The organism is Saccharothrix luteola, from assembly GCF_020859565.1.
Classification (GTDB): Bacteria; Actinomycetota; Actinomycetes; order Mycobacteriales; family Pseudonocardiaceae; genus Actinosynnema; species Actinosynnema luteola.
On sequence record NZ_JAJHUO010000016.1, the window covers coordinates 1 to 11258 of the forward strand.

General features: G+C 72.0%; 9 protein-coding genes. 3 read left to right on the forward strand and 6 right to left on the reverse strand.

Annotated elements, in window-relative coordinates:
- Positions 1–1079: sensor histidine kinase (locus LNK82_RS22150; protein WP_230568957.1), on the reverse strand; the 1079-nt coding region annotated here is incomplete at its 3' end.
- Positions 1080–1284: 205 nt separating this feature from the next.
- On the opposite strand from LNK82_RS22150, the gene LNK82_RS22155 reads away from it, so the two are divergent.
- On the forward strand, positions 1285–1977 hold the full coding sequence (locus LNK82_RS22155; RefSeq protein WP_230568958.1) for an ABC transporter ATP-binding protein: 693 nt from the start codon (positions 1285–1287) through the stop codon (positions 1975–1977).
- Positions 1974–4337 carry an ABC transporter permease gene (locus LNK82_RS22160; protein ID WP_230568959.1) on the forward strand — a complete coding sequence of 788 codons (2364 nt, stop codon included), beginning with the start codon at positions 1974–1976 and terminating at the stop codon, positions 4335–4337. Before LNK82_RS22155 ends, LNK82_RS22160 begins: the two co-directional genes overlap by 4 nt.
- On the opposite strand, the gene LNK82_RS22165 is transcribed toward LNK82_RS22160, so the two are convergent.
- Complete coding sequence (locus tag LNK82_RS22165; RefSeq protein WP_230568960.1) at positions 4309–5520, reverse strand: MFS transporter; 1212 nt, start codon at positions 5518–5520, stop codon at positions 4309–4311. The two genes, LNK82_RS22160 and LNK82_RS22165, sit on opposite strands and share 29 nt — an antisense overlap.
- Before the next feature lie 195 nt (positions 5521–5715).
- Between LNK82_RS22165 and LNK82_RS22170 the strand changes: the two genes are divergently transcribed.
- The gene (locus tag LNK82_RS22170) at positions 5716–6774 is read left to right on the forward strand and encodes a LacI family DNA-binding transcriptional regulator (RefSeq protein ID WP_230568961.1); all 1059 of its coding nucleotides are present in this window, start codon (positions 5716–5718) and stop codon (positions 6772–6774) included.
- 617 nt (positions 6775–7391) lie between these two features.
- Here the strand turns inward: LNK82_RS22170 and LNK82_RS22175 are convergent.
- Genes LNK82_RS22175 through LNK82_RS22190 form a run of 4 tightly spaced genes read right to left on the reverse strand, consistent with a single transcriptional unit; the run spans position 7392 to position 10987 of the window.
- On the reverse strand, positions 7392–7961 hold the full coding sequence (locus LNK82_RS22175) for a hypothetical protein (RefSeq protein ID WP_230568962.1): 570 nt from the start codon (positions 7959–7961) through the stop codon (positions 7392–7394).
- Between the two features lie 4 nt (positions 7962–7965).
- Complete coding sequence (locus LNK82_RS22180) at positions 7966–8802, reverse strand: carbohydrate ABC transporter permease (protein ID WP_230568963.1); 837 nt, start codon at positions 8800–8802, stop codon at positions 7966–7968.
- Positions 8799–9770, reverse strand: coding sequence for a carbohydrate ABC transporter permease (locus LNK82_RS22185; protein ID WP_230568964.1), 972 nt, complete (start codon positions 9768–9770; stop codon positions 8799–8801). Before LNK82_RS22185 ends, LNK82_RS22180 begins: the two co-directional genes overlap by 4 nt.
- Positions 9767–10987 carry an ABC transporter substrate-binding protein gene (locus LNK82_RS22190; RefSeq protein WP_230568965.1) on the reverse strand — a complete coding sequence of 407 codons (1221 nt, stop codon included), beginning with the start codon at positions 10985–10987 and terminating at the stop codon, positions 9767–9769. The genes LNK82_RS22185 and LNK82_RS22190 overlap by 4 nt, the downstream gene beginning before the upstream one ends.
- Positions 10988–11258: the final 271 nt, after the last annotated feature.

An 11258-nucleotide genomic window follows, 5' to 3' on the forward strand; every position in this document is an offset into this window, starting at 1 on the left:
ACGCCGTAGTCCACCGTCACCGCCGCCGACCCGCCGGAAGCGTGCTTGACCGCGTTCGTCAACGCCTCCTGCACCACCCGGTACGCGGCCAGCTCCACCCCGGACGGCAGCGGGCGCGGCTGCCCGGTCACCCTCGACTCCACCGGCACCCCGCTGTCCCGGAGCCGGGCGACCAGGGCCGCCAGCTGGTCGAGCCCCGGCTGCGGCGCGAGGTCGGCCGGGTCCGCGCCGTCCACCGTCAGCAGCCCCATCACGTGCCGCAACTCCGTCATCGCCGCCCGTCCGCCCGCCTCGACCGCCAGCAACGCCTCCTGCGCCTGCCCCGGCGAGGAGGCCATCACCTTGCGCGCCGCGCCCGCCTGGATCGTCATCACGCTGACGTGGTGCGTCACCACGTCGTGCAGCTCGCGGGCGATGCGGGCCCGCTCGTGCTCGACCGCCCGGTGCAGCGCCTCGGCCTGCTCGCGCTCCAGCGCCGAGACCTGCGCGCGGCCCTCGTCCGTGCGGACCTTCCACGTGCGCAGGCCGTTCGCCGCCACGATCAGCGGCACCAGGATCAGCAGCGGCACGTACTCGTTCGGCACCACCGGCAGCTCGGAGTCCCGGAACACCGCCACCACCAGCACCGCCACCAGCAGGCTCGCCAACGCGGGCGGCCGGTGCGGGCTGTACGCGGCGGCCGAGTAGGCGGCGATGACGCAGGCGTAGAACGTGAGCCGCGGCGTCTCCGACGGCGCCGCCAGGGTCGCGTACAGCACCACCCACAGCACGGCCAGCGGATAACGGCGACGCAGCGCCAACGCCACCGCCGCCGCCACCGCGATGACCACCGCGCCGAACAACGTGTCGGGTTGCGGCGGCGGTGGCACGGGGATCGGTTGCAGCACGCCGCCGAGGATGACGCGCGAGGGCACGTCCTGGGTGTTGATCGCGTACTGCACCGAGGCGATGCCGACGACCAGCGCCACCACCGCGTCGAACAGGTAGTTGCGCACCGTGGGCCGCGGCGGCGGGCCGGTCGGCAGCAACGCCAGTGCGGCCCAGGCCCGCAGTCGGGTCACCACCGCCGCGTTCGTCACCCGGCCATTCTCACCGACCGCCGACCACCGGACATCCACCCGGGCGACCACCGCGCCTACACCGCTCGACTACATCGCAGGGATGACACCGCGCCGCGCTCATCCCGGCGGGGTACCGGAAATGCCCCGGCCGACCGACGCGCCCGAGTCCGCGCCGCTCCTAGCGTCCACCGCGCCACATCGAGGACGAACCAGGGAGCCGACCATGACCACGCCGGTGATCGAACTGCGCGACGTGAGCCGCAGGTACGACGACGGGCCACCGGCGTTGAGCGACGTGTCGGTGACCGTGCGGGCCGGGGAGGCCGTCGCGATCCTCGGCCCGTCCGGCAGCGGCAAGTCCACGCTGCTCAACCTGATCGCGGGCCTCGACCGGCCCGACACCGGCACGGTCACCGTGGCCGGCGTCCGGGTCGACGGCTTGGGCGAGGCCGGGTCCGCCCGCTACCGGCGCGCCCAGGTCGGCATGGTGTTCCAGTTCTTCAACCTGCTCGACGACCTGACCGTGGCCGACAACGTGGTCCTGCCCGCGCAACTGGCCGGCATGGCGCGCGGCGAGGCGACCAAGCGCGCGGCGGAACTGCTCGACCAGCTCGGCGTCTCCCGGCACGCCCGCGCCTACCCGGGACGCCTGTCCGGCGGCGAACGGCAGCGGGTCGCGGTCGCGCGGGCGCTGATGAACCGGCCCGCGCTGCTGCTCGCCGACGAACCGACCGGCGCGCTCGACACCGCCTCCGGCGAGGACGTCAGCGCGCTGCTCGCCGAGCTGAACGCCGACGGCCAGACCCTCGTGGTCGTCACGCACGACCTGGCGCTGGCGCGGTCGTGCACGCGCCGCACGATCCGGCTGGTCGACGGCCGCATCGCCGGCGACGTCGTCGTGGAGCCGACCCGATGAGCGGGCTGGGACGGGTCGTGCGCTCGGGCGTCGCACGGCGCCGGGTGCAGACCGCGGTGATCGGGCTCGCCACCACGATGGCCGTCACGTCGTCCGTGCTCGGCGGGTCGCTGCTGGTGGCGTCCACCGCGCCGTTCGACGAGGCGTTCGCCGAGCAGCGCGGCGCGCACCTGTCGGCGCAGTTCGATGCGGGCAAGGTGACGGCGGAGCAGCTCTCGGCCCCGGTCGCGGGCGTCACCGCGACGGCCGGGCCGTTCCCGACCACGTCGGTCACGCCGAGCGACGAAGGGCCCGGCGACCCCGCGCCGCTGAGCGTGGTGGGCCGGGCCGACCCCGGCGGCGGGCCCGTGGACGCGGTGACGTTGACCGACGGGGAGTGGGCCGACGCGCCCGGCGAGATCGTCGTGTCCGCCGAGAGCCCGCACGCGCACTCGCCGACCGGCTCCGGCGTCGGCCGCCGCATCCCCCTCGCCGACGGCTCGTCGTTGACCGTGGTCGGCGTGGCCCGCTCGGTCAGCCGCACCGCCGACGGCTGGGTGCCGCCGTCCTGGATCACCTCGCCCGGCGGCTACCAGGTGCTGTACCGCTTGGCGTCCGCCGACACGGCCGAGCAGGTCGACGCGGGCCGCGCGGCGGTCGCCGCGGCGCTGCCCGAGGGCGCGATGACCGGCTCGCAGTCGTGGCTGGTGCTGAAGCGGGCGGCCGACCGCAGCATCGCGGTGTTCGTGCCGTTCCTGGTCGCGTTCGGCGTGCTGGGGCTGGTCATGTCGTTGCTCGTGGTCGGCAACGTGGTCGCGGGCGCGGTCGGCGCGGGGACGTGGCGGATCGGCATCCTCAAGGCGCTCGGCTTCACCCCGGCGCAGGTCGTGTGGGCGTACATGGCGCAGGCCCTGATCCCGGCGGCGGTCGGCACCGCGATCGGCGTCGTGGCGGGCAACCTGCTCGCGATCCCGGTGCTGGCCGAGACCGAGGACGTCTACGGCGCGGTGACGCTGACCGTGGCCCCGTGGGTGAACGTCGTGGTGGCCGTCGCCGCGTTGGCGCTGGTGTCGGTGACGGCGTGGGTGAGCGCGTTGCGCGCCGGTCGGTTGCGCACGGTGGACGCGATCGCCGTCGGCCGCACGCCGCGTCCCGGCCGCGGTCGGTGGGCCGCCGGGCTGACCGCCCGACTGGCGGTGCCGCGACCCGTCGGCCTCGGCCTGGCCCGTCCGTTCGCGCGGCCCGCCCGTGCGGCGGCGATGGTGGCGGCGGTGCTGTTCGGGGCCACCGCGGTGACGTTCGCGGTCGGGTTGGCGTCGTCGCTCAACCAGATCCAGATCGCCCGCAACCACAACTCGGCCGACGTGACGATCGGGGTGGACGGGCCGGGCGTCGGTCCCGGCCAACGCCCCGGTCCCGGCCCCGGCCCCGGTCCCGGCCCTGGTTCCCGTTCGGTGGCGCCGGAAGCCGACCCGGTCGCGGTCTCGGACGCCATCGGCGCCCGAGCCGGGACGCGCGCGCACTACCGCACCAGCCGCACGCAGGTGACCGTCAGCGGGGTGGCGGGTTCGACCGAGCTCGTCTCGTTCACCGGTGACGCCACCTGGGACGGCTACCAGATGGTGTCCGGGCGGTGGTTCGCGGGACCGGGCGAAGCCGTCGCGCCGACGCCGTTCCTCGCCGCCACCGGCACCGAGGTCGGCGACACCGTGACGCTGGACGACGGCGAGAAGTCGGTCACCGTGCGGATCGTCGGCGACGTCTTCGAGATGAGCAACGACGGCATGGTGGTGCTGACCGACGCGGCCACGTTCACGTCCGGGTCGACGGACGCGAGCCACTACATCGCGGTCGAGCCCGGCACCGACGTCACCTCGTACGTCGAAGGGCTGAACTCGGCGCTGAAGCCGCTCGGCGCGACCGCGCGGCCCGGTCGGTCCGATCAGGCCAGCGACGTCGTCATCCTGATCAACAGCCTGACCGCGGTCCTCACGCTGATGCTCGTCGCGGTGGCCGCCATGGGCGTGCTGAACGCCGTCGTGCTCGACACCCGGGAACGGGTCCGGGACCTGGGCGTCCACAAAGCACTCGGCATGACGCCCCGGCAGACCATCGCGATGGTGATCGCCTCCGTCGTCGTGATCGGGGTGGTCGGCGGCGCGGTCGGCGTGCCCGCCGGGGTCGCGCTGCACCGGGCCGTGCTGCCGGCGATGGGGGAGAGCGCCGGGATCGGCCTGCCCGTGTCGGCCTTCGCCGTGCACGATCCGCTGTCGCTGCTCCTGCTGGGCATCGGCGGCGCGCTGATCGCGATCGTGGGCGCGTTGCCGCCGGCCACGTGGGCCGCGAAGACGTCTACGGCAACGGCTTTGCGGACGGAATAGGGCGGAGGACGGGGACCAGGGCGAGCGCCGGGAGCAGCAGCAGCGGCACGACCAGCAGCGCCCGGAGGATGCCGACCTGGTCCCCGAGGAGGCCCACGACCGGCGGCCCGGCCAGGAACGCTGTGTACCCGATGACCGCGACCACGCTGACCCGTGCCGCCGCCCGGTCCTCCTCGTCGGCCGCGGCGCTCATGCCGACCGGGAAGCCGAGCGACGTGCCGAGGCCCCACAGGGCCACCCCGGCCACCGCCACCGCCGGTGCGCCGCCCAGCACCGCCAGGGTCGTCCCGGTGACCGCCAGCAGCATCGTGCCGACCAGCACCGGCACCCGTCCCCACCGGTCGAGCGCCACCGTGCCGACCACCCGGCCGAACGTCATCGTGGTCACGAACACGCCGAACACGACCGCGCCCGCCGCCGGCCCGAACGCGTACCCGTCCACGAACGCCACCGCGACCCAGTCGTTCGCCGTGCCCTCGGTGAACGCCAGCACCAGCACCAGCAGCCCGATCAGCAACGTGCGCGGCTCCCTCCAGGCCGCCAGCACACCGCTCTTCTCGCTCTTCGTGTCGCTCGTGTCGCTTGTGCCGTGCCGGTGTCGGTGCCGGTACGACCGCGCGGCGGCGACCGTGCCGGCCAACGTGACGACCGCGACGCCCGTCAGGTGCGCGGTCACCGGCAGGCGCAGCCACGCCGCCGCCGCGGCCAACCCGGCGGCGGCCACCGTGCCCAGGCTCCAGACCGCGTGGAACCGCGGCATGATCGTGCGCCCGACCAGCCGCTCGACGGCCGCCGCTTCGACGTTCATCGCCACGTTGCACGTGCCGGAGCCGTAGCCGAGGAGGAACAACCCGACTGCGGTCGCCGCCGTCGACGGCCAGGTGCCGATGGCGAGGCCCGCGACGACCAGCCCGGCGGACACCCCGATGGTCGACACGCACACCGTTCGCCGGGCTCCGAGGCGGTGGGTCACCTCGCCGGCGGTGAGCATCGCGACCGTGGCGCCAGCCGACATGGCGAGCAGCAGGAGGCCGAGCGCGCCGGCGCCGAGGCCCAACGCGTCGCGGGCGGCGGGGACGCGGGCGAACCAGGACGCCACCGCGACCCCGTTGAGCCCGAACGTCACCGCGACCCCGACAACGGCACCCCTGACGCCGTCCGACGTCACCTCGTTCCGCGACATGCGGCTCCTTCCCCCGACCTTCCCGATCCTCTTGTCCGAGAACCGACCCGACACCTTGCCCGGCCCCGACACCCGTGCGCCGACCGACACCCGTGCCTCACAACCGGATGCCGGTGAACCGGGCGTCTCGACTTCCGTGACCTCATACGTGGAAGCGCTTCCACCACAAGGGTCGGGCCTGGCAGACTCGCCGCCGTGGACGAGGTCGAAACGGGGCGGGAACCGACCTCGCCGAACGGGCGGGAGCCGACCTTGTCGAAGGAGCGGCCGCCGACCTCGCCGAAGGGGCAGGAACCGACCTTGTCGGACGTGGCCCGCCGAGCCGGCGTGTCGGTGGCAACGGCGTCCCGCGCCCTGAGCGTCCGCGGCCCGGCCTCAGCGTCCGCCCGCCACCGCGTCCTCACCGCCGCCCGCGAACTGGACTACGTCCCCAACCCCGTCGCCCGCGCCCTGGCCACCCGCAGCGGTACCCGCATCGCGGTAGCGGTCGGCGGCCGAACCTCGCACGTGCTCAACGACCCTTACGTAGCCCGCGTAACCACCGCCACCGCTGCCGCCGCCGGCGGGGTCGGCGTATCCCTCCACTGGCTCCCGCTGCACGATCCGGCCGAACTGGGCAGGTTGGCCGAGAACCGCGACCTCGGCGGCGTGATCGTCGTCAACCCCACCGTGCCCGCGCTGGCCACGATCCCCAGGTCCGCCCGAGGCCGGATCGCGTCGATCGGCATCGGAACCCGCGACGTGCCTTCGTTCGACGTGGACAACGCCACCGGCACCACCAAGGTGATCGAACACCTCCTCGCCACCGGCCGCCGCCGAATCGCCATGATCACGGGCCCCCAATGGCTCCCGTGCACCGAACGCGCCCTCACCGCCTACCACCGCGCACTCGCCGACGCCGGAACCCCACCCCGCCTGGTCGCCGGCGACTTCACCGCAGCCACCGGCGAATCCGCCACCACCGAGATCATGACCCGCTGGCCGGACACGGACGCGATCTTCGCCCTGGGCGACCTGTCGGCCCTCGGCGCACTATCAGCCCTGCGCCGCAACGGCGTGGACGTGCCGGGCGACGTCGCCGTCGCCGGCTTCGACGACATCGCCTACGCCGCCCTGAGCCACCCCGGCCTGACCACCACCACAAACCCAGTAGAAGCCATCACCACCGCCGCCGCCACAGCCCTGCTCCACCACCAACCCACGCCCCCGCAAACCTTCTACCCGACCACCTTGATCCTCCGCGCCAGCACCTGACCCACCCTCTCACCCGCCGGGGCCCTGCCGACACCCGTCCCCGCCAACCCCAGCCCGGCCCGGCAACAGCTGCCCCGCCGCGCGACGAAGGGTGCGGGTGCGGGTGCCAGGCCGACATCCGGCCGACGTCCGACCGTGGTCCGCCGACATCCGACCGGCGAGTGCCCGACTTCGCCGCCGACACCAGCTGCGGCGTCCGCATCCGGCATCGTCGGCGGCTGGGGGCACACTTCTGCCACGACTGACCCGGCATCGCGTCCGGCTTCGTCTTCTTCGCCGGCTGGATGTCCGCCGTGGCCGCCGCCGCTGCGAGCCTGGCGTTCGGCTCCGGCTTTGCCGGCCGGTGAGCCCACTGGCCGGTGACCCCCTCGCCGCTGGCCGCGGGGCCGAGGGGCGGTGGCCGGTTCGCTGAGCCCTGGGGCGGCTGCGGTGGCCGGGTTGGGCGGCGGTGTGTTGGTTACCCCGGGTGGTGGGCCTGGGGCAGGGGTTGGTTGCCGGCCTCGTTGTTTCAACCGACGTTCCAGGTCGCTGATAACGGCGTTTTGGTTGATGGTCAGGGGCAGATTCACTCGAACGTGGACGTCAGTGAGACAGGTAACTGTCTGGTCAGAGGCAGTCTAGCGGGGAAGTGGATGTTTGGCGACCGGGCTCTGCCTGCGGTCCACGGCGACTGCCGCCATCAGCACGCAGCCGACCATCGGGAGCAGGAGCGGTGGCAGTTGCCAGGTCACGATCAGCATCACGGCCAGTGACATGACCAGGAGCAGTGAGCCGCCGAAGTCCGACGCCGCACGACGCCCCGCCTCCCGCACCACGGTCGACCACCGCGAACCCGCCGACCACAGCGCCGCGGCACGCAGCACGACCACCGCCAAACCGACCGCCGCCACCCCGCACACCACGGCCACGACACCGCCACCGGCGACCCGCGTCCGCAAGAACACCACGTCCACCACCAGCACGGCGAACCCGCCGACCACCCCGACCGACACCACCCACCCACCCGGCAACGCCGACCGCACCCGCTCGAAGAACGACCGGACCGACGTGGTCTCGCCGTCGACGTGAGCCTTGATGTGCGCGCACCCGGCCGCGAGCGCCGGCACCAGCGTCACCACCGGCAGGGCCGCCAGCAGCACCAGCAACCCCGCCATCAAGCACTCGCCGAACAACGAGAACCGCTTCACCGGCTCACCCCTTCAGCCCGGACGTCGACACACCCTCCACCAGGAACCGCTGGAAGAACAAGAAGAACAGGATCACCGGCACCAGCGCCAGCATCGACATCGCCATCAACGCGCCGAAGTCCGAACCCGTCGACTCGTCGATGAACAACTGCAACGCCAACGGCAGCGGGTACTTGTCCGGGGTGCTCAGGTAGATCAACGGCCCGAAGAAGTCGTTCCAGCTCCAGATGAACGTGAAGATCGCCGTGGTGATCAGCGCCGGCCGGCACAGCGGCACGATGATGTGCCAGAACACGGTCCAGTGACCGGCGCCGTCGAGCTTGGCCGACTCGTCCAGCTCACGCGGCAGCTGCCGGATGAACTGCACGATCAAGAACACGAAGAACGCCTCCGACGCCAGGAACTTCCCCGCCAGCAGTGGCACGTACGTGTCGACCAGGTCCAGGTTCTGGAACACCACGTACTGCGGGATGATCAACACGTGGAACGGCAGCAGCAGCGTCGCGATCATGATCCCGAACAGCACGGTCCGACCGCGGAACCGCAAGCGGGCGAACGCGTACGCCGCCAACGCCGACGACGCGACCGTCCCCACCACCGACAGCACCGCCAGCACGGCGGAGTTCCAGAAGAACCGGCCGACGCCGACACCGACCACGCCCTCGAACACCCGCTCGTAGTTCGCGAGCGTCGGCGCGGTCGGCAACAGCTGCAGGCTGCCGATGATCGTCTCGGACGGCTTGAACGTCGCCGCCGCCACCCACACGATCGGGTACAGCACGACGGCGAGCAGCGCCAGCACGCCGACGTGCCACAGCACCCTCGTCAACGACTGCCTCATCGCTTGTCCCCCGAGTCCCCGGAGTAGAACACCCAACCCCGTGCGGTGCGGAACAGGAACACGGTGACCAGGCCGACCCCGAGCAGCAGCATCCACGCCATCGCCGACGCGTAACCCATGCGGTAGTCGCCGAAACCGCGGTCGAACAGGTAGATCGTGTAGAACAACGTGCTGCCCGCCGGCTGCCCGTTCGGCCCGCCCACCACGTACGCCGACGTGAACACCTGGAACGCGTTGATCGTCTCCAGCAGCAGGTTGAAGAACAGCACCGGCGAGATCATCGGCAACGTGATCGACCAGAACTGCCGCCCACGACCGGCGCCGTCGACCTCGGCCGCCTCGTACAGCTCGCGCGGCACCTGCTTGAGCCCGGCCAGGAAGATCACCATCGGCGCGCCGAGCTGCCACGTCGCCAGCAGCACCAGCATCATCAGCGAGAAGTCGGGGTTGCCCGCCCAGCCGCCGGTGTCGATGCCGAACCGCAGCAGCAGCTGGTCGACCACCGAGTCGTCGCTGAACATCATCTTCCACACGATCGCGACGCCGACGCTGCCGCCGATGAGCGACGGCCCGTAGAACGCCGCCCGGTAGAAGCCCTGGCCACTGCGCTTGCTGTTGAGCAGCATCGCCACGGCCAGCGCGGCGATCAGCTTGATCGGCACGGCCAGCGCCACGTAGATCGCCGTGACCTCGACCGACCGCAGCCACCGCGCGTCGGAGAACATCCGCTGGTAGTTCTCCAGCCCGATCCACGTCGGGGTGTTGAACAGGTCGTAGTCGGTGAACGAGAGGTACAGCGAGGTCACCATCGGCCCGAGGGTCAGCAGGACGATCCCGATGATCCACGGTGACAGGAACAGGTAACCCGCCAGGCCGTCGCCGGACGGGCGGGCCCGCTTGCGCGGACCCGCCCCGCCGTCGGTGACGACCTCGGTGCGCCGGTCCGGCGCGATCGTCGCCCGGCTCACGACCCGAGGGTCTCTTCCGCCTCGGTGAAGAACTGGTCGACCGCCTGGTCCACGGTGATGCGGCCGTACTGGAGTTCCTCGGTGATCCGGATGAACGCCTGCTCCAACGTGCCGGCGCCCTTGGGCGGCGCGGGAGGCGTCTTGCCGAACGAGTCCTTCAAGTCGTCCTCGTACGCCGCCACGGCGGCCAGCGGACCTTCGAGCTGGGCCGCGGCGCGCTGCGCGTTCGTCGGCGGCAGGCCGCGGTTCGCGCCGAAGATCTTGCCGACCTCCGGGTCGTTGACCATGAACGACACCAGCTTGGCCGCCGCCGCCGGGTGCTCGGTCTTCTGCGACACGCTCAGCAGCATCGACGGCTTCAGGTACTGCCCGGACGTGCCCGGCTTGTCGGTCGGGACCGGCCCCAGCTTCAGACCGGGGTTGGCCTTCGCGTAGCGGGACATGAAGTTGTCCCAGCCGAGGTCGCCCGCGACCAGCTTCTGCTCGAGCGCGAACGCGGGCTTGATCTGCACGCCCTTCTCGATCGGCAGCACGGTCTTGCCGTCCGCCAGTGCCTTGCCCTCCTCCATGAACTTCTTCAACCTGGCCTTGTCGAAGCCGAGCTTGCCGTCCTCGGTGTAGAGCAGCCCGCCTTCCTGGCGAAGCTGGAGCTCCAGGTTGTAGTAGCTGCCGACGTAGTTGCCGCCGCCGGAGACGCCGGTCTTGTCCGCGATCGTCTTGAGGGTGGCCCGGTAGTCGTCCCAGCTCCAGCCCTCCTTCGGCTCCGCGACCCCGGCCTGGGCGAACAACGCGGGGTCGTAGATGTAGCCCCAGGTGTTGCCGCCCGTCGGCACGCCGTACAGCTTGCCGTCGATCTCACCCGCGCCCTTGAGCCCTTCGAGCAGGTCCCCGAGTTCGAGGTTCTTGCCGTCCTGCTTCTTCAGGTCGTAGAGCGCGTTGCGGTCCGAGTACTCGCGGATGTAGGCGAAGTCCATCTGCATGACGTCGGGCGCGTTGCCGCCCGCGGTCTCGGTGGCCATCTTCTGCCAGTACGCCTCGAACTCCTGGAAGCTCGGCGTGACCTTGATCTCCGGGTTCTTGCTCTGGAAGAGGTCGATCGCCTTCTGCATCAACTCGGCGCGCTCGGCGTTCCCCCACCACGAGAACCGCAGCGTGGCGGGACCGGCCTTGGTCTCGTCGCCGCTGCCGCCGCCGCTGCCGCCACAGGCGACTGCCAACAACGCGACCATCGACGTCGCCAGGACTCGGCCTCTGAAACGTTTCAGTGCACCCATTCGGTTCCTCCGGTCTCGACCGCTTCCAGGACGTGGTGCGCGGTGCAGAGGGGAAAGCGCTTTCCGGGAGGCTACGAGCAGGTTGCGCCAACGTCAATGCCCACTTTGGAAGCCGTGCGCCCACCGAACGGGTGCCGCGGATCCGGACCGCCGCCCCCCCCCCCCCCCCCCCCCCGGGGGCCCGGGGGGGGGGGCCGGGGGGGCGCCACAGCCC

Excerpts from the sequence above, each read along its gene's own strand:
- LNK82_RS22160 (WP_230568959.1), top strand. The coding sequence starts at position 1,974 with ATGAGCGGGCTGGGACGGGTCGTGCGCTCGGGCGTCGCACGGCGCCGG.
- LNK82_RS22155 (WP_230568958.1), top strand. The coding sequence starts at position 1,285 with ATGACCACGCCGGTGATCGAACTGCGCGACGTGAGCCGCAGGTACGAC.
- LNK82_RS22180 (WP_230568963.1), bottom strand. The coding sequence starts at position 8,802 with ATGAGGCAGTCGTTGACGAGGGTGCTGTGGCACGTCGGCGTGCTGGCG.
- LNK82_RS22165 (WP_230568960.1), bottom strand. The coding sequence starts at position 5,520 with ATGTCGCGGAACGAGGTGACGTCGGACGGCGTCAGGGGTGCCGTTGTC.